This is a genomic window from Verrucosispora sp. WMMC514 (assembly GCF_027497295.1).
Taxonomy (GTDB): domain Bacteria; phylum Actinomycetota; class Actinomycetes; order Mycobacteriales; family Micromonosporaceae; genus Micromonospora; species Micromonospora palythoicola.
Map to the genome: position 1 here is coordinate 4,744,497 of NZ_CP114906.1, position 18,185 is coordinate 4,762,681.

An 18,185-nucleotide genomic window follows, 5' to 3' on the forward strand; every position below is an offset into this window, starting at 1 on the left:
ACGGAGCACCAGGTGAACCTCACCGAACTCGGCTTCCTGGCCGGCTGGCGGCTGGTCCGCGCGCTACCTCGACCGGTCGCCGCCGCCGCGTTCAACGCCGGGGCCGACCGGGCTCACCGCCGCCGGGGGGCCGGTGCCACCCGGTTGCGCGCCAACCTGCGCCGGGTGGTCGGGGCGGAGCTGCCCGAGGCCGAACTCGACGACCTGGTCCGCCGGGGCCTGCGCTCGTACGCCCGGTACTGGATGGAGGCGTTCCGGCTGCCGTCGCTGAGCCGCGACCAGATTCTCGCCGGATTCCGACTGGACGGCACCGAGTTGCTTGCCGCCGACGTGGCCGCCGGCCGCGGCGCGGTGGTAGCCCTGCCACACGCCGGCAACTGGGACATGGCCGGCGCGTGGGTGGTGGCGAACGGGTGGCCGTTGTCCACCGTCATGGAACGACTCAAGCCGGAGGGCGTCTACCAGCGGTTCACCGCGTTCCGGGAACGGCTGGGGATGGAGATCCTGCCCACCACGGGCGGCGTCCGGCCGCCGCTGGACGTGCTGACCGACCGGTTGGCCGCCGGGGCGGTGGTGCCGCTGCTGGCCGACCGGGACCTCTCCGCCCGGGGCGTGGAGGTGGATTTCTTCGGCGGCCGAACGCGGATGCCGCCCGGCCCGGCGCTGCTCGCGTTGCGGACCGGCGAGCCGTTGTACGTGGCGTCGATGTGGTACGAACCGGATGCGGCGTGCGCCTCGCTGGAGGGCCCGCTGCCGGTGCCGGGGCCCGAGGTCGGCAACCTCGACGTACGGGTCCGGTCGCTGACCCAGCGGATCGCCGACGGTCTCGCGGCGGGCATCGCCCGGCATCCGGAAGACTGGCACATGCTGCAACGGATGTGGCTGGACTGAGGGGACGGGCGCAATGCGGATCGGCATCGTCTGCCCGTACTCCTTCGACGTTCCGGGCGGGGTGCAGAACCACGTCATGGACCTGGCCGAGGCGTTGATCGGGCTGGGCCACGAGGTGAGTGTGCTCGCCCCGGCGGACGAGGACTCGCCGCTGCCGCCGTACGTGGTGCCGGCCGGGCGGGCGGTCCCGCTGCCGTACAACGGCTCGGTGGCCCGCATCGCGTTCGGCCCCGTCTCCACCGCGCGGGTCCGCCGGTGGATCACCCGGGGCGACTTCGACGTGCTGCACGTGCACGAACCGCTGACGCTGAGCCTGTCCATGCTCGCCGTGCTCTCCGCCCGGGGACCGGTGGTGGCCACCTTCCACACCGCGATGACCCGCTCCCGGGTGCTCGCCGCCGCCCAGGGGGTGCTCCAGATCCTGCTGGAGCGGATCACCGCACGGATCGCGGTGAGCGCCCTGGCCCGCAAGGTGCAGGTCGAGCACCTCGACGGCGGCGCGGTGGAGATCCCGAACGGGGTGGCGGTGGCCAAGTACGCCGGGGTCGAGCCGCTGCCCGGCTGGCCGGGGGCGTGCGGGCCGGGTACCGGCGGCACCCTCGGCTTCCTGGGCCGCTTCACCGAACCGCGCAAGGGGTTCCCGATCCTGCGCGACGCCTTCGTCGAGCTGGCCCGGCAGCGTCCCGGGCTGCGCCTGCTGGTCGCCGGCCCCGGCGACCCGGACGACCTGTTCAACCGGTTCCCGACCGACCTGCGCGACCGGGTCACCTCCCTCGGGCTGGTACCCGAGCCGGAGAAGGCGCGCATGCTGCGCAGCGTGCACCTCTACGTGGCGCCCAACACCGGCGGCGAGTCGTTCGGCATGATCCTCACCGAGGCGTTGGCGGCCAGCACCACGGTAGTCGCCAGCGATCTCGACGCCTTCCGCCGGGTACTCGACGGCGGCCGGGCCGGCAGGTTGTTCCCCACCGGCGACGCGGCGGCGCTGCGGCAGACGATCGCCGAACTGCTTGACGATCCGGACCAACGGGCGGAGCTGACCGCCTGCGGCGACCAGGTGGTGGCGAATTTCGACTGGCCCGTGGTTGCCCGCCGGGTTCTGGAGGTATACGCAGCGGCGATCGAGGCGACCGACGGGCGGGTGATCGACCAGGAGTGGGCGGGGCCGGACTGATCGGGAGGAACGGGAGCAGCACTACGATGCCGGGCATGTGGTGGGTGGTGGGCGCGACGGTGGTCGTCGCCCTGGTGGCGGTGTACCTGATCTGGACCGCCGGCCGGGTCGAGCGGCTCCAGGACCGTGCCCAGCTCGCCGCCCGTGCCCTGGACGCCCACCTGCTGCGGCGGGCCGCCGCCGCGGCGGTGCTGGCCGAACGCCGCTACGGCGTCGAGCTGTACGCGGCGGCGCGGATCGCCCTCGACGCCCAGCCGGAGGAGCGGGAGGCAGCCGAGAACGACCTGACCCGGCAGTTGCGGGCGGTGCGGCTCGATCTCACCGACGGCGACTGTGAGGCGGTCATCGCGGCCAGCCGGCGGCTCGCCCTGGCCCGCCAGGTGCACACCGATCTGGTCCGCGACGCCCGGGCGGTGCGCAGCCGGCCCCTGGTGCGGCTGTTGCGGATGGGACGCCGGCACACCTGGCCGCGCTACTTCGACATCGACGACCCGACGCTGACCGTCCCGGCCGCCGACGTGCCCATCCGCTGAGCCGCCGGTCCGGGGGTGACGGCGGCCACACAGCAGGCCACCACGGGGTTGATTGGCTGTCGGAGCGGCGTCGGCCCGGGCGTAGCATCTGCGCTGCCACCCCCCGAGGACGCCTGAGGAGCGACGACGTGTCCGAGACGACTTCCCCGACCGCCGCCACCCCGGTCGTCGGCACCGCGCGGGTCAAGCGCGGCATGGCCGAGATGCTCAAGGGCGGCGTGATCATGGATGTGGTCACCCCCGAGCAGGCCAAGATCGCCGAGGACGCCGGCGCGGTCGCGGTGATGGCCCTCGAACGGGTGCCCGCGGACATCCGCGCCCAGGGCGGGGTGTCCCGGATGAGCGACCCCGACATGATCGACGGCATCATCAACGCGGTCTCCATCCCGGTGATGGCAAAGGCCCGCATCGGGCACTTCGTGGAGGCGCAGATCCTCCAGTCCCTCGGGGTCGACTACGTCGACGAGTCCGAGGTGCTCACCCCGGCCGACTACGCCAACCACATCGACAAGTGGGCGTTCACCGTGCCGTTCGTCTGCGGCGCGACCAACCTGGGTGAGGCGCTGCGCCGGATCACCGAGGGCGCCGCCATGATCCGCTCGAAGGGTGAGGCCGGCACCGGCGACGTCTCCAACGCCACCACCCACATGCGGAGGATCCGCCAGGAGATCCGCCGCCTGTCGTCGCTGCCCGCCGATGAGCTGTTCGTCGCGGCCAAGGAGTTGCAGGCGCCGTACGAGCTGGTCAGGGAGATCGCCGAGACCGGCAAGCTGCCGGTGGTGCTGTTCACCGCCGGTGGCATCGCCACCCCGGCCGACGCGGCGATGATGATGCAGCTCGGCGCCGAGGGTGTCTTCGTCGGCTCGGGCATCTTCAAGTCCGGCAACCCGGCCCAGCGGGCCGCCGCCATCGTGAAGGCGACCACCTTCCACGACGACCCGGACGTGCTGGCCAAGGTCTCCCGTGGTCTCGGCGAGGCGATGGTCGGCATCAACGTCGACGACATCCCGCAGCCGCACCGCCTCGCCGAACGCGGCTGGTGACCCGACGGTGACGGCACCCGTGATCGGTGTGCTGGCTCTCCAGGGCGACGTCCGCGAACACGTCGCGGCCCTGACGGCGGCGGGCGCGCAGGCCCGTCCGGTACGCCGGCCGGCGGAGCTGGACGCGGTCGACGGCCTGGTCATCCCGGGCGGGGAGTCCACCACGATCAGCAAGCTGGTCGACATCTTCGAGTTGCGTGGCCCGATCGACAAACGGATCGCCGACGGGATGCCGGTCTACGGTTCCTGCGCCGGAATGATCATGTTGGCGGCCGAGGTGCTCGACGGCCGGCCGGACCAGCGCGGCTTCGACGGCATCGCGATGACCGTCCGGCGCAACGCCTTCGGCCGGCAGGTCGACTCCTTCGAGGCGCCGGTGGAGATCACCGGCATCCCGGGCGGGCCGCTGCACGCGGTCTTCATCCGCGCGCCCTGGGTCGAGCGGGTCGGCGAGGACGTGCAGGTCCTCGGCACGGTGTCCGACGGACCCGCGTCCGGCCGGATCGTCGCCGTACGCCAGCACAACCTGCTGGCCACCTCGTTCCACCCGGAACTCACCGGCGACCCCCGCCTGCACGCCTACTTCGTCGACCTGGTCCGCGCCGCCCGCTGACCCCGTCTCGCGCTGCCGCGCCGCGCCGACGCGTGCCGGCAGTTTCGGGGAAACTGCCGCCTTCTGCGGCCTCCAGGCCGCAGTTTCCCCGAAACTGCGGGGATCTTGTGCCGGCCGGGGCGCTGTTCGGACTGGGCGTCAGCCGGCGACCGAGCGGAGGCTGCCGGGGCGGCGGCCCAGGAGGCGGTCCAGCGCGGCGGCGCCGGCCGCGTCGGTGGGCTGCTGCACCACCAGTCGCTGCTGGTCGTCGGCGAGTTCCAGCGTCTCGTACGACAGTCGCAGCGGCCCCACCTCCGGATGCCGCAACCAGCGCACCCCGCTCGGCCGCACCGCGACCGGCCGGCGCTGCCACCGGGACCGGAACGGCTCCCCGACGGTACGGGCGAGCCGCTCGGCGAACGCGTCGGTGGTGGGGTCGCCCGCGCGCAACCGGTGCAGGTCGGCGACCTGTTGATCAGCGAGGTCGGCCCAGTCGGGAAAGTGCTGAGGTGCGCGCTCGTCGACGAAGAGGAACCACACGAGGTTGGGCCGCTCGCCGTCGAGCAGCCCCAGCGGGCGGGCCAACCGGTCGAACGGCTCGTTCCAGGCCAGCACGTCGCCGAGCCGGTTGGTCAGGTACGCCGGCCGGTCCCGCAGCGCCTCCAGCAGCGTTTGGACCTGCGGGCGGACGGTACGCGACACGGTCGGCCGCCCACCCGCGCACAGCTGGCGGCGGTGATCGACGGACGCGAGTTGCTGAAGGTGCCGCCGGTCGGCGTCGTCGAGGCGCAACGCCTCGGCCAGCGCGGCGAGGATGCCCGGCGACGGGCGGGTGTCCCGACCCTGTTCGAGCCGGGTCAGGTACTCCACGCTGACCTGGGCCAACGTGGCCAACTCCGCCCGCCGCAGGCCCGGCGTACGCCGCCGGCCGTTGGTGGGTAGCCCCACCTGCTCGGGTCGCAGCGCCTCCCGGCGGCTACGCAGGAACGCGCCCAACTCGCCGTCCATCACCCGTCCAGTCTGCCGCGCTCGCGCTCCGGGAGCGTGTCCCCGCCAGGGCTACCCTCCCGCCGGTCTCCCCGGATGCTTCCGACGGCGGTGGGATCGGCTCATGAACAGCACACGACAGCACGGACCGATCAAGGTGGGCCTGGTCGTCGGCAGCAGCCGCCCGGGGCGACGTGGCCCGACGGTGGCGGGGTGGGTGGCCGACACGGCGACCGGACATCCGGCGGCGCGGGCGGGGGAGGTGACCGTCGAGCTTGTCGACCTCGCCGAGCAGCGGCTGCCGCTGCTCGACGAGCCGGTGCCGGCGAGGTTCGGCGACTACCGTCACGAGCACACCCGTCGCTGGTCGTCGGTCGCGGCGGCCTGCGACGCGTTCGTCTTCGTCACCCCGGAGTACAACAGCTCGATCCCGGCCGTCCTCAAGAACGCCATCGACTACCTGGACGCCGAGTGGCGCGGCAAGCCGGCCGGTGTGCTCACCTACGGCGTACGCGGGGGTGGGCGGGCCGCCGAGCACCTGCGGCCCATTCTCGCCGAGGTGGGCATGGCGGTCCTGCCGGACCACGTCGAGCTGGGGTTGTTCACGGATTTCGACTGGTCCGGTGCGGATCGGTCCGACCCGACCGCCGAAGGTCGGATCGCGCCCGGCGACGGCCGAGCGGACCTGATCACGGCGATGCTCACCGATCTCCTCGCCGCGGCCCGGGAACGCCGCGTCGACCAGCGGGCGGAGCCGGCGTCGGAATCGAGCGGGGCGGCGGACCCGGCGGCGGGTGCCGGCGAGACGGCGGATCCGGCGGCCGGTGCCGGGACGGCGGGCCGGGACGCGGTCCCGGTCGCTGGGCGGTGAGCCGACCATGGAGACCCTGCTCATCACGTACCGGGTCCGCCCGGACCGCCTCGACGAGCATCTGGCCCTGCTCGACGCGGTGCACCGGGACCTGGCCCGGCTGCGCCCGCCCGGGTTCCGCTACCTGACCCTGCGGCTCGACGACGGACTCAGCTTCGTCGACGTCGTCATCGGCCCGGACCTGCCCGGACCACTGCCGTCGCTGGAGTCGTTCGGCCGCTTCCGGGCGCGGCTTGAGGAACGCTGCGAGCAACGCAGCACGACCGAGTTCAGCGTGCTGGGTTCGTACGGCATGGGGGAGTGATTTCGTCCGCTTTGTGGTGATCGGGGGAGTGCGGGCCGACGGCTGACGTGCGGCGGGTGACGACCACCCGCCGCACGTCGGTAGGATTGTCGAGATTCGGCAGGGCCATCTGGCCGCCACTGCTTCCACCAGAGCTGACCGGCACCACCGTGTGCGCCGGTGCGGAGCGGGGCGCTCGGTGCGGTCGATGCAGACGGCGGGTAGCAACGGAGGTAACAGATGTCCGGCCACTCAAAGTGGGCGACGACCAAGCACAAGAAGGCGGTCATCGACGCCAAGCGCGGCAAGATGTTCGCCAAGCTGATCAAGAACGTGGAGGTCGCGGCGCGTACCGGCGGTGGGGACCCGGCCGGCAACCCGACCCTCTACGACGCGATCCAGAAGGCCAAGAAGAACTCGGTCCCCAACGACAACATCGACCGGGCCGTCAAGCGCGGCTCCGGCCTGGAGGCCGGTGGCGCCGACTACCAGACGATCATGTACGAGGGGTACGGCCCGAACGGTGTCGCGCTGCTGATCGAGTGCCTGACCGACAACCGCAACCGCGCCGCCACCGAGGTACGCACCGCGCTGACCCGCAACGGCGGCTCGTTCGCCGACGCCGGCTCGGTGTCGTACATGTTCTCTCGCAAGGGCGTGGTGATCGTGCCCAAGGCCGGCACCACCGAGGACGACGTGATGCTGGCCGTCCTCGACGCGGGCGCCGAGGAGGTCAACGACCTCGACGAGGCGTTCGAGGTGATCTCCGAGCCGGGCGACCTGCTCGCGGTGCGGACCGCCCTGCAGGACGCCGGCATCGAGTACGAGTCGGCCGAGTCCTCCCTGGTGCCCAGCGTCACGGTGCCGCTGGACGAGGAGGGCGCGCGCAAGATCTTCAAGCTGATCGACGTCCTGGAGGACAGCGACGACGTGCAGAACGTCTACGCGAACTTCGACGTCTCCGACGAGGTCATGGCCGCCGTCGGCTGACCCCGGGCGGTGGGCGGCGATCGCTGAGAGCCTGAGCGTGTGCGGTGTGCCCGACAGGTCGACCGACGGTGACTAGACTGCCGTGGTGAACAGCAGGTCTGGACAGATCGTCAGCGGCATCGGAACGTCGGGTGTCGCGGTGGGAGCAGTCGTGCTTCTGCTCAGCCTTGCCACCAAGGCGTTCGATCGGGAAGTCGTCTTCGCCGCCGCACTGCTCCTGCTCGGGGGCCTTCTGTTGCGAGCTGCACCCTGGGCGAACCGCGGCCGGGGTCAGGCCCCGAGCCGTGCTGGATGACAGACCTCAGCGACGAGATCACGGAGATCTTGGAAGATTCCGGTTAGCGAAGAACGGAATCTGTCCAAGATTTGGCCGTCCCGACGGGCTTGACGGTGTGCGAGCGGGGCCGGGCCGGTCGGATGGCAGTTGCTAGAGATGTCTTTCTAAAGCATTCTCTACTGTATGACTGACGAGGTACCTCAGCGCTCGCTCAAGGTCACCGACCCGCGCGCCCTGCGGGCGTACGCCCACCCGCTGCGGATGCGCCTGATCGGGCTGCTGCGTGGCGAAGGGCCGATGACCGCGACGCAGGCGGCGGCTCGGCTCGACGACAACGTGCCGAACTGCTCGTTCCACCTTCGGCAACTCGCCAAGTACGGGTTCGCCGAACGCGTGCCCGGTGCGGACGCGCGGGAAAGGCCCTGGCGGGCCACCACCCAGTACACCTCCTGGGACGACGACTCCGACGATCCGGCCATGCGGGAGGCCACCGACCAGATCAACAGCGTGATGGTCGCCCTCTACCTGCAACGAGCGCAGGACTACCTGGCGATCCGCGCCGGCGAGCCCGCCGAGTGGCGGGCCGCCGCCGGCTTCGGCGACGCGTTGCTGCACGTCACCGCCGCCGAGCTGAGTGAGATCACGGGACAGGTCGACGCGCTGCTGGCCCGGTACGACGAACGGATCGCCGACCCGGCGAAGCGCCCGCCCGGCTCCCGTCCGGTGACGTTCGTCCAGATGGCGCTGCCGCGCGGCGCCGTACCTCCGCGGGAGACGGCGAGCGGAGACGGATCGTGACCGGATCTCTCACCCTGGCCGACCCGGCGCCGCCGCGCCGGCCGCGCGTCCCACGGCTGCTGCGGCAGGCGGCCTTCCGCCGCTACTGGTCCGCGCAGACCGTCTCGCTCTTCGGCGACCAGATCACCGTCCTCGCCGTCCCGCTGCTGGCCGTGCTCGCCTTCGGCGCCGGACCCGCCGAGATGGGTTACCTGACCGCCGCCTCGCTGCTGCCGAACCTGTTCTTCTCCCTGCCGGCCGGTGCCTGGGTGGACCGGTACCCGCGCCGACGCCACGTGATGATCATCGCCGATGTCGGTCGGGCGGTCCTGCTGCTGTCCGTGCCGCTGCTGTGGTGGGCGGACGCGCTGAACCTGCCGCTGCTCTGTGCCGTCACCTTCCTGATCGGGATCCTCTCGATGTTCTTCGAGGTGGCGCACAGCAGCCTGTTCGCCGCACTGGTCCGACGGGCGGACTACGTGGACGCCAACAGTCTGGTCAACGGCAGCAGGGCCATGTCGCACGTGGCCGGCCCGAGCATCGGCGGGGTGCTGGTGCAGGTGCTCACCGCTCCGTTCGCGCTCCTGTCCGGCGTGCTCACCTACCTGATCTCGGCGGCCTTCCTGGCCCGGACGCAGGTCACCGAGAACCCCGTACCGAAGGGCTCCGGCCGAGGGATGGCCGCCGGGGTGCGGTACGTGGTCCGCTCGGCGATCCTGCGGGCTACGCTGCTCGGCACCACCACGCTCAACCTGTTCAACTACATGTTCGCCGCGCTGTTCGTGCTGTACGTGACCATCGAACTGGGTGTCTCCCCGGGCCTGCTCGGCCTGATCATCGGGGCCGGCGCGGTCGGTGGACTGCTCGGCGCGGCGGTCACCGGCGCGATCAGTCGCCGGATCGGCATCGGCCCCGCGGTGCTCCTCGGTTTCGTCGCCTTCCCGGCCCCCATGGTCCTCGTGCCGCTGGCCACGGGGCCGCAACCGTTGGTGCTCGCGCTGCTGTTCGCCGCCGAGTTCGTATCCGCGCTGGGCGTCATGATCCTCGACATCGCCGTCGGATCGGTGCAGATCGCCGCCACCCCGGTGGCGATGCTCGCCGTGGTCTCCGGTTTCCGCCGCACCGTCAACTACGGCATCCGGCCGATCGGTGCCGTGCTCGGCGGGACCCTCGGCGCGGCGATCGGGGTACGGCCCGCCCTCTGGGTCGCCAGTCTCGGCGCCCTGCTCGGCGTGCTCTGGGTCGTCTTCTCCCCGCTGCGCACCATGCGCACCCTGCCCGAGAACTGACGTCCGGTGGCGCTCACCGGTAGCCGGACGCCACACCCGGCCACTCGTCGGCTCCCGCCCGCCGCACAACACGGGGCAGCAGCAACTGTCCACCATGGATATGCTCGCCGCTGATTCTCGAGTCGACCGAAACGGGGCGGGCATGAGCAGTGTCGACGAGCGGCAGGAAGTACCGGAAAAGGTGGCCAGCCTGGCTGCGGAACGCGGGCTCGGTACGTTGATCGACAAGCGCAGCAGCGGCAATCCCATCAGGTCCGCGCTCACGATCGTCGTCGTCGGCGCGGTGGCGGTCCTGGTGTCGGTCGCCCTCTTCGCGCTCGCGTCCTCCTGGCGGCCGCTGATCTGGTTGGCGATCCCGTCATTGGCGCTCGGCATCTGCGCTGTCGGCTGGTTCGTCGCCGTGTTGGTGAGAGGCTTCGAGGCAGGCTACCTCTACCCTGGCGGGATGGTGTACGTCCGTAACGGCAACGCCCGGGCCGCCACCTGGGCCGAGATGGCCGAGGTGGAGGTCCAGGTCTTCGGTGGTGGCACGCTGTTCGCCGGCAAGACCGCGGCGTACGTGATGAAGCCGACCGGCCAGGCGCCGATGCGGGTCAACTCGACGGATGTCGGGCTCAAGGACGGGGAGCAGGACCCGGTCGGCGCGGTGATCCTGCGGCTCGCCAGCGAGGCCGGGCGGCCGATCACCCAGAAGCTTGTCGGCAAGAAGTAGGGCGGCATCTGCGAGCGTGACGACGGCTGGCCGGTTCGCGCCGGGTGACGTGCTGGTACGGCGGGAAATCCTGCGCGGTGAGGTGTGGTTCGGCTGCCCGACGATCTGCGTCGAGGACTTACCCGACCTGCTCGCGCTCTTCCTGCCGACCGGCGCCGAGTTCGGTTTCCCCGAGTCGGGGGAGTTTCCGTGCGGGCGGCACCCGTGGCAGCTCGCCGGGCACACCGCCTGGACCGGTCACGGCAAGCTGATGCTGCAACGGCCCGGCGAGGCGCATTCGGTCGACGTGTTCTGGTCCGGCCCGGAGCGCACCTTCGCCGGTTGGTACTTCAACCTCCAGGACCCGTTCCGGCGTACGCCGATCGGGGTGGACACCCTCGACCACGAGTTGGACCTCTGGTGGGCGGCGGACGCCGACCGGTACGTCTTCAAGGACGTGGAGATGTTCGCCCAGCGGCTGGTGGAGGGGCGCTACCCGGGCCAGGGTGAGGCGATCCGCGCCGAGGGCGACCGGATCGCCGCCCTGCTCGACGCCGGTGAGCGCTGGTGGGACGAGTCCTGGTCGACCTGGCAACCCGACCCCACCTGGCCCGTCCCCCACCTCCCCACCAACTGGGCGTCTTAGCCGAGCGTCTCGCGTTCGCGCCAGGCGGTGCGGATCGAGGTGCGGCCGTTGGTGCGCAGCAGCGAGCCCTCGTACACGCGGGCTCCGGCGAGTAGGAAGCCCACCGCCGCGACCAGCAGCAGGGCCAGCGAGACGACCAGCTCCCACGCGGCGGCGTCCCCGGTGAACAGTCGCAGCGGCATCGCCGTCGGCGACGAGAACGGCAGGTAGGACAGCACCCGCATGGCGGTGACGTTGTCGTTGAGGAAGATCACCGCGAAGAACGGCAGCATCACCGCGAGCTGTACCGGCGTCGACACGCCACCGATGTCCTCCAACCGGTTCACCAGCGCGCCGGCCGCCGCCCACATCGACGCGATCAGCACGAAGCCGAGCAGGAAGAACGGCACGAACCAGCCGATCGCCGGGCCGAGCAGCGACAGCAGGGTGGTGTTGTCGCCGAACGCCATGCCGGCCACCGCGACCACGGCCACCAGGGCGATCTGCCCGAGCGCCAGGATCGTACCGGCGAGCATCTTCCCGGCCAGCAGGGCGCGGACCGGCACCGCGGCGACGAGGATCTCCACGATCCGGGTCTGCTTCTCCTCGATGATGCTCTGCGCGATCTGCACCCCGAAGGTCTGCGAGGTGATGAAGAAGATGAAGGCGAACGCGAACGGCACCAGGAAGGCCACCACCGGGTCCACCGCGTCCGGGTTCAGCAGCCGGACCGGGGGCTCGGTGCTCAACGCGGAGATCACGTCGTCGGGGGCGTCGTCCATGGCGAGCACGGCCGGGCCGGCGACCACGGCGGCGTCCGCGTCTCCGTCGCGCACCGCCTGCTCGGCGGCGGCGTCGTCGGGTACGGCGAGCACCTCCAGCCCGGCCGCCCGCAGCGGGCCCGCCGCCGCCTCGGTCACCGCCACGGTGGACGGCCCGCCGGACAGCAGCGGTGGCAGGATCGTCGCCGCCGCGGCGATCAGCAGGAAGACCACGGTGCTGATCAGGAAGGTGCGGTCGCGCAGCTTGACCCGGATCTCCCGGGCGGCGACCAGGCGGGTGGCCTGCATGGTGTTCATTTGGCGACCTCTCGGAAGATCTCGGCGAGGGAGGGGGTGACCGGGCGGAACGCGCGGACCGGGCCGCGCTCCAGCGCCGCGCGCAGCACCGGCTGCTCGTCGGTGCCGGCGGCCAGGTCGAACACGGCGCGCGCGCCGTCGAGGTCCACCAGGCTCACCCCGGGGTGGTCGCGCAGCCAGCCGGCGTCGGTCTCCACCACCAGCTCGAAGCGAGGCGTGGTGTACGCGGAGCGCAGCTGCTCCCGGCTGCCGGCGGCGCGGATCGAGCCGTCCGCGATGATCACCAGGTCGTCGCAGAGCCGCTCGACCACGTCGAGCTGGTGACTGGAGAAGAGGACCGGGGCACCGGCGGTGGCCCGTTCCCGCAGCACGCCGACGACCGTGTCCACGGCCAGCGGGTCGAGGCCGGAGAAGGGCTCGTCCAGCACCAGCACCTCCGGGTCGTGCACCAGCGCGGCGGCGATCTGCGCGCGTTGCTGGTTGCCCAGGGACAGCGTCTCCAGCAGGTCGTCGCCCCGTTCGGCGAGTCCGACCCGCTCCAACAGCCCGTCGGTGGCGCGGCGGGCTGCGTCGGCGGTCAACCCGTGCAGCTGACCGAGGTAGGTGACCTGCTCCCGGACGCTCATCTTCGGGTAGAGGCCGCGTTCCTCGGGCATGTAGCCGAAGCGCCGCCGCGCGTCCCGGCTCAGCGCTTCGCCCCGCCACGTCACCTGGCCGGCATCGGCGGCGAGCACGCCGAGGATGATGCGCATGGTGGTGGTCTTGCCGGCACCGTTGCCGCCGACGAAGCCGGTCATCCGGCCGGCGACGACGTCGAACGAGACGTCCTTGAGTACCTGACGGTCGCCGAAGCTGCGGTCGACGCCGTCGAGACGGAGCACGCTGGTCATGGGGCAACGCTAGGTCGTGGGCGGCCGGCTGCCGTCCGCCCACGGATGGAGATCACGACTCCCTCTCGCGGTGGAGGCCGTTCACCCGCCGGGCCGCACCACCCCGTGCTCGTACGCGAAGACCACCGCCTGCACCCGGTCGCGCAGGCCCAGCTTGGCCAGCACCCGGCTGACGTGTGACTTCACCGTCGCCTCGCCCAGGTGCAGGTCGGCGGCGATCTCGGCGTTGCTGGCGCCGCCGGCCACGAGCACCAGGACCTCCCGTTCCCGGGGGGTCAGGCTGTCCAGCGCCGCCGCCGAACCGACGTCACCACCGGGGCGGTCGCCGGGGCGGGCGAAGGTGGCGATCACCCGCCGGGTGAGTTCCGGCGCGAGCAGCCCGTCGCCGCGGGCCACCACCCGGATCGCGTCGACCAGGGCCTCCGGTGTGCCGTTCTTGAGCAGGAAGCCACTCGCGCCGGCACGCAGCGCGGCGAAGAGGTAGTCGTCGCGGTCGAACGTGGTCAGCATCAGCACGGCCGGCCCGCCCGGCTCGTCGTCGGTGCTGATCCGCCGGGTGGCCTCCAACCCGTCCATCCCGGGCATCTCCACGTCCATCAGCACCACGTCCGGACGCAGCGCCCGGGTCATGCCGACGGCCCGCTCCCCGTCGGCGGCCTCGCCGACCACCTCGATGTCGTCCTCGATCTCCAGGATCACCCGGAAGCCGGTCCGCACCAGGTGGTGGTCGTCGGCGAGGAGCACCCGGATCGGGTTCACCTCGGACTCCCCGCCGGCAGTGGGAGACGGACCCGCACCCGCCAGCCACCGCCGGTACGCGGACCCACCTCCAACTCACCGCCATGGGTCGCGACCCGTTCCCGCATCCCGATCAGTCCCAGCCCGTCGGCGTTCGCCGAGCGTCTGCCCCGACCGTCGTCGCTCACCTCGACCTCCATCTCCTTCGCCAGATAGCGGACCCGGACGTCGAGCAGACTCGCCCCGGTGGCGTGCTTCAACACGTTCGTCACCGCCTCCTGCACCACCCGGAACGCCGCCTGGGAGACCGATTCCGGCAGCGGCTGCGGATCGCCGTACACCCCCAGGGTGGCGCGCAGCCCGGCCTCGCCGGCCCGGTCCACCAGGGCGGCTATCCGGTCGATCCCGGCCGGCTGTCGGGCGTTGTCCGGGTCGCCGTCGCGGGCCCGCAGCACGCCGAGCATCCGGCGCAACTCGTCGACCGCCTGACGGGCGGTCTCCTCGATGGCGGTGAGGGCGGCGCGGGCCTTCGCCGGATCCTTGTCGAAGACCCGGCGGCAGGCCGCCGCCTGCACGCCCATCACCGACACGTGGTGGGCCACCACGTCGTGCAGCTCACGGGCGATGCGTACCCGCTCGCCGACCACCGCGTGCTCGCGTACCTCGGCCTGCGACCGGCGCAGCCGCTCCGCCTGCTCGGCCACCTGGTGCGCACGACGAGCCGCCACCCAGGCGGTCTCGCCGAAGAAGTACGCGAACCCGAAGTACAGCGCGTTGACCAGGATGCCGGTGACGATCGCGGCGAGCACCGGCGGCACCGGCCCGATGGCGTCGTCGAAGGTCTCCGCGGTGAGCGCCCCGAAGCTGATCGAGTAGGAGATTCCGAGCCAGGCGAACATCGCGACGATCACGCCGATCCGCAGCCGGCGGGACAACCGACGGTCCCGGCCCCAGGCGCCCAGCGTGTAGATGGCGATGAACAGCGCCCAGGTGGAGAGCTGCCACTCGGGGACGGCGCGCACCTGCGAACCGATGAACGCGGCCGACACGGCCAGCGTGGCGGCGACGGGGAAGCGACGTCGCCAGATCAACGGCAGCGGCACCGCCACGGTCCAGAAGAGCTGTTCGACACCGGACGGCGGCGGCCCCAGCAGGAAGGCCCCGGTGCTGCGGGCCAACGTCAGGCTGAGCAGGGCGAGGGCCGTCGCGGCCAGACCGGCGTACAGGTCCAGCCGGCGCTGCTCCGGCGTCGGCCCCGGCCGTCGCCAGTCGTCACCGGTCTCGGCCCGGCGCCACTCGTCGCTGGTCTCGGCGGTCTCGGTGGTCACCCTGGGCAGCATGCCATCCCCCCGCCGACCGCCATTCGCGTCGGGTGAGATCGGGCCGTCCGTCCGCCCACCGATCGTCACGGACAGTGCCTTCGGACCGCCCCCAACCAATACCCTTCTCCTCCCTTTGCTCTGCTTCAACGGACGCAATGGTCACGGAAAGTATCGGCGGGTGCGAGATGTGCGGCCGTGGAGCGTTGCAGCGCACCTGCTCAGGCGCCAGTGCGTGGGTTGAAGCAGAGCAAAGCGTGCGAGGTGGGATAGAGGTCGTCCGCGTTGCCGTGACTCGTAGTGACAATCACTTTCTGTGTCTGGTCCTCGTGCGGGCCCACCGAGGGCAGAGACTGCACCTGCCCCTAGACGCAGCACCGGCGGGCCGGGCGTAGCGCCGGGCGAGGGGCGGTCGGGGGCGGTCGGGCGAGGGAAGGTCGGGGGAAGGTCGGGGGAAGGGCGAGGGAAGGATGGGGCGATGGTCAGCCGGTGACGTCGCCGACCATCGGCGGCAGCGGACAGTGCAGCAGGCCGCAGATCGTCCGCAGCAACTCGATCTCGGGCACGGTCATCATCCCGTCGTGGCTGATCACCGCGACGGTGGCTGCCACCAGCCGTTCCTTGTCGCCAGGACGCAACCCGTCGAGCACCGGCCAGGCGGTCTCCAGGGCGAGCACGCCGTTCTCCGGCGGCGCGTACGGCAGGTTGGTGCCCGGCAGCAGCGTGCCGACGCCGGCCTGGTAGGCCCGTTCCGCCTCGCCTCGGTCAGGGTGCCCGACCTGCGCGAGGATGGCCAGCAGGGCGGCCGCCGCCGACCGCGCGTCGGTGAGCTTGCGCCGGTCGGTACGCCAGCGCGAGTCCGGCCGCAGCGACTCCTCCAACTCGGCCAGCAACAGCCGGGACAGGCAGTACTCGGTCACGTTTATCGCGCCGTCCGCCTGGATCAACGTGAACACGGCCGCCAGCAGTGACTCCACCTCGGGGTCGGGCCGGTCGCGTAGCGCCGGGAAGGTCAGTTCGGCCAGCGGCAACCGCAGCTCGGCGGGGAGTTCGACCAGGTCGTTCGCCGCGCGCAGGGCAGCGTCGGCCAGGTGCTGGCCGTGCCGCTGGGCCACCGCGGCGTACTGGTGCTGCCGGACCTCCGGTTCGGCGCTGAGCAGCAGGCCGAGCAGCAGCGGTACCGCCGCCTGCCGGTCGCGGGCCCGGTCGAGCAGCGGATCAGGTATCCGGTCGAGGATCGCTGCGGCGTGGGTGTACGCGGTCGCGGTGGGAGCGGCGACCCGGTCCAGCACCTCGCCCGGTGCGACGCGGATCCGCCCGCCGCCGACCGGTGACCCGGGCCGGGCCGGCCGCGCCCGGCCCGCCTCCTCCGGGCGCGCCGCTGTGTCCGGGCGGTCGGCCGGGTCCGGGCGGTCCGGTGCGCCGGCGGGGGCCAGGCCGAGGGCGACATCCTCCTGACGGCCCGACGGCGGCACCGCCGCCCACCGCCGTGACAGTTGTTGCAGCTCGGCCGGGTCGAACGACGGCTCCAGTGCCTTGATCCGGTCGGTCAGCGGGGGATGGGTGGCGAACCACGACGTGCGGGCCGCCTCGCCGAAGAGCATGTGCCCCACCTCGTCGCGCTTCGGCGACTTCAGTTCGGAGCCGTCGCTGAGCCCGCCGATCTTCTTCAGCGCCCCGGCGATGCCCCGGGTCTGGCGGGTGTACTGCACCGCGGAGGCGTCGGCCAGATACTCCCGCTGCCGGGAGACCGACGCCTGGATGAGCCGCCCGGCGAGCACCCCGACGTAGCCGGCCACCAGCAGGGCCAGACCCACCAGCGCCAGTGGGGCGGCGCTGCCGCCGCTGTTGTTGCCGCGCGACCGGCCGCCGCCGATGACCCCGGCGCGCGCCAGCCCGCGACCGATCACGGTCAGGAAGAGGATGCCGAACAGCAGGCCCATCAACCGGATGTTGAGCCGCATGTCGCCGTTGACGACGTGGCTGAACTCGTGGGCGATCACGCCCTGGAGTTCGTCACGGTTGAGTCGCTGCAACGCGCCCCGGGTGACGGCGACGGCGGCGTCGGACGGGGTCCATCCGGCGGCGAAGGCGTTGATCGCCGTCTCCTCCGGCAGCACGTAGACCTCGGGCACCGGTACGCCGGAGGCCAGCGCCATCTCCTCGACGACGTTGCGCAGCCGGCGCAGCTCGGGATCGGTGGTGTTCGCCGGCACCGGCACCCCGCCCAGCTCGCGGGCCACCTTCCCACCGCCGCCGCGCAACGCGAGCGTACGGACCAGGGCGGCCAGCCCGATCGCGGCGAGGGTGGCGACGGTGACCATGGCGATGAACCCGGCGAGCTGGCCGGGATCGGCGGTGGTGGCGTTGAAGGCGACCAACGCCGCGACGTTCACCACCACCACGATCCCGACCACGGCCAGCACGAACAGCAGCACGAGTCGGGTCGACAGCCGGCGCACCTGCCGCTGTCGCTCGAAGAAGTTCATCGCGGCCCGATCAGAACGAGACCTGCGGCGCCTGGCGCTGCTGCGGGTCGTCCGGCTGGAACAGCTCCGCCGGGCCGAATGAGAACATGCCCGCCACCACGCTGGAGGGGAACACCTCGCGCTTGTTGTTGTAGGCCATCACCGCGTCGTTGTACGCCTGCCGGGCGAACGCGACCCGGTTCTCCGTGGAGGTCAGCTCCTCCGACAGTTGCATCATGTTCTGGTTGGCCTTCAGGTCCGGGTACGCCTCGGAAAGCGCGAACAGCCGACCCAGGGTGGCGGTGAGCGCGTTCTCCGCGCCGCTGAGCTGCTGCATCGCCGCCGGGTCGCCGGGAGCCGCGGCCGCGGTGGCCTGCGCGTTGACGGCGGCGTTGCGGGCGTTGATCACCGCCTCCAAGGTCTCCCGTTCGTGCTTGAGGTAGCCCTTGGCGGTCTCGACCAGGTTGGGGATCAGGTCGTGTCGCCGGACGAGCTGCACGTCGATCTGGGCGAAGGCGTTACGGTACGCGTTGCGGGCCCGGACCAGCCCGTTGTAGATCGACACGCCGAAGCCGAGCACCGCCACGACGATCAACAACAGGCACACCAGTCCGATGATCAGTTCCACGGCCGCTCCCTCGGTGTGAGTCGGTACTTCCGCTGATCAT

General features: G+C 71.8%; 19 protein-coding genes. 12 read left to right on the forward strand and 7 right to left on the reverse strand.

All coding sequences use genetic code 11. The features are described from left to right. The first annotated feature begins 12 nt into the window (after positions 1-12). The 5 genes from O7597_RS22095 (at position 13) to pdxT (ending at position 4,254) form a co-directional block, all read left to right on the forward strand. The gene (locus O7597_RS22095) at positions 13-891 is read left to right on the forward strand and encodes a phosphatidylinositol mannoside acyltransferase (protein WP_281580573.1); all 879 of its coding nucleotides are present in this window, start codon (positions 13-15) and stop codon (positions 889-891) included. 13 nt (positions 892-904) lie between these two features. Continuing rightward, positions 905-2,065, forward strand: coding sequence for a glycosyltransferase family 4 protein (locus O7597_RS22100; protein ID WP_269738851.1), 1,161 nt, complete (start codon positions 905-907; stop codon positions 2,063-2,065). Positions 2,066-2,091: 26 nt separating this feature from the next. After that, positions 2,092-2,598 carry a hypothetical protein gene (locus O7597_RS22105; RefSeq protein ID WP_281580574.1) on the forward strand — a complete coding sequence of 169 codons (507 nt, stop codon included), beginning with the start codon at positions 2,092-2,094 and terminating at the stop codon, positions 2,596-2,598. Between the two features lie 128 nt (positions 2,599-2,726). After that, positions 2,727-3,641, forward strand: coding sequence for a pyridoxal 5'-phosphate synthase lyase subunit PdxS (pdxS, locus tag O7597_RS22110; RefSeq protein ID WP_281580575.1), 915 nt, complete (start codon positions 2,727-2,729; stop codon positions 3,639-3,641). 7 nt (positions 3,642-3,648) lie between these two features. Continuing rightward, positions 3,649-4,254: a pyridoxal 5'-phosphate synthase glutaminase subunit PdxT gene (gene pdxT, locus O7597_RS22115; RefSeq protein WP_281580576.1), complete on the forward strand. Its 606-nt coding sequence runs from the start codon at positions 3,649-3,651 to the stop codon at positions 4,252-4,254. Positions 4,255-4,392: 138 nt separating this feature from the next. Here the strand turns inward: pdxT and O7597_RS22120 are convergent, their stop codons facing one another. Beyond that, positions 4,393-5,241, reverse strand: coding sequence for a helix-turn-helix transcriptional regulator (locus tag O7597_RS22120; protein WP_281583296.1), 849 nt, complete (start codon positions 5,239-5,241; stop codon positions 4,393-4,395). 103 nt (positions 5,242-5,344) lie between these two features. On the opposite strand from O7597_RS22120, the gene O7597_RS22125 reads away from it, so the two are divergent. From O7597_RS22125 to O7597_RS22155, 7 genes are all read left to right on the forward strand, one after another. Beyond that, positions 5,345-6,091 carry an NAD(P)H-dependent oxidoreductase gene (locus O7597_RS22125; protein WP_281580577.1) on the forward strand — a complete coding sequence of 249 codons (747 nt, stop codon included), beginning with the start codon at positions 5,345-5,347 and terminating at the stop codon, positions 6,089-6,091. A gap of 7 nt (positions 6,092-6,098) precedes the next feature. Beyond that, positions 6,099-6,395 (forward strand): hypothetical protein, encoded by a 297-nt coding sequence (locus O7597_RS22130; protein ID WP_281580578.1) that lies wholly within the window; start codon positions 6,099-6,101, stop codon positions 6,393-6,395. Between the two features lie 219 nt (positions 6,396-6,614). Beyond that, complete coding sequence (locus O7597_RS22135; RefSeq protein WP_269738845.1) at positions 6,615-7,364, forward strand: YebC/PmpR family DNA-binding transcriptional regulator; 750 nt, start codon at positions 6,615-6,617, stop codon at positions 7,362-7,364. 460 nt (positions 7,365-7,824) lie between these two features. Next, the gene (locus O7597_RS22140; RefSeq protein WP_281580579.1) at positions 7,825-8,439 is read left to right on the forward strand and encodes a helix-turn-helix domain-containing protein; all 615 of its coding nucleotides are present in this window, start codon (positions 7,825-7,827) and stop codon (positions 8,437-8,439) included. Beyond that, the gene (locus O7597_RS22145) at positions 8,436-9,707 is read left to right on the forward strand and encodes an MFS transporter (RefSeq protein ID WP_281580580.1); all 1,272 of its coding nucleotides are present in this window, start codon (positions 8,436-8,438) and stop codon (positions 9,705-9,707) included. Before O7597_RS22140 ends, O7597_RS22145 begins: the two co-directional genes overlap by 4 nt. Before the next feature lie 142 nt (positions 9,708-9,849). After that, entirely contained in the window at positions 9,850-10,419 is a 570-nt protein-coding gene (locus tag O7597_RS22150) for a hypothetical protein (RefSeq protein WP_269738842.1), read from the forward strand. 16 nt (positions 10,420-10,435) lie between these two features. After that, a complete protein-coding gene (locus O7597_RS22155; RefSeq protein ID WP_281580581.1) occupies positions 10,436-11,044 on the forward strand; it encodes a DUF402 domain-containing protein in 609 nt (202 codons plus the stop codon). Here O7597_RS22155 and O7597_RS22160 read toward each other — a convergent pair. From O7597_RS22160 to O7597_RS22185, 6 genes are all read right to left on the reverse strand, one after another. Then, positions 11,041-12,102, reverse strand: a complete 1,062-nt coding sequence (locus O7597_RS22160; protein ID WP_269738840.1) for an ABC transporter permease — start codon at positions 12,100-12,102, stop codon at positions 11,041-11,043. The genes O7597_RS22155 and O7597_RS22160 overlap by 4 nt on opposite strands. Beyond that, a complete protein-coding gene (locus tag O7597_RS22165; RefSeq protein WP_269738839.1) occupies positions 12,099-12,992 on the reverse strand; it encodes an ATP-binding cassette domain-containing protein in 894 nt (297 codons plus the stop codon). Before O7597_RS22165 ends, O7597_RS22160 begins: the two co-directional genes overlap by 4 nt. Before the next feature lie 81 nt (positions 12,993-13,073). Next, positions 13,074-13,751 carry a response regulator transcription factor gene (locus O7597_RS22170; RefSeq protein ID WP_269738838.1) on the reverse strand — a complete coding sequence of 226 codons (678 nt, stop codon included), beginning with the start codon at positions 13,749-13,751 and terminating at the stop codon, positions 13,074-13,076. Further along, positions 13,748-15,058, reverse strand: coding sequence for a sensor histidine kinase (locus O7597_RS22175; protein WP_281580582.1), 1,311 nt, complete (start codon positions 15,056-15,058; stop codon positions 13,748-13,750). The genes O7597_RS22170 and O7597_RS22175 overlap by 4 nt, the downstream gene beginning before the upstream one ends. Positions 15,059-15,531: 473 nt before the next feature. Then, positions 15,532-17,538: a M48 family metallopeptidase gene (locus O7597_RS22180; protein WP_281580583.1), complete on the reverse strand. Its 2,007-nt coding sequence runs from the start codon at positions 17,536-17,538 to the stop codon at positions 15,532-15,534. Positions 17,539-17,548: 10 nt separating this feature from the next. Beyond that, positions 17,549-18,145, reverse strand: coding sequence for a LemA family protein (locus O7597_RS22185; protein ID WP_216592533.1), 597 nt, complete (start codon positions 18,143-18,145; stop codon positions 17,549-17,551). Between the last annotated feature and the right edge of the window lie 40 nt (positions 18,146-18,185).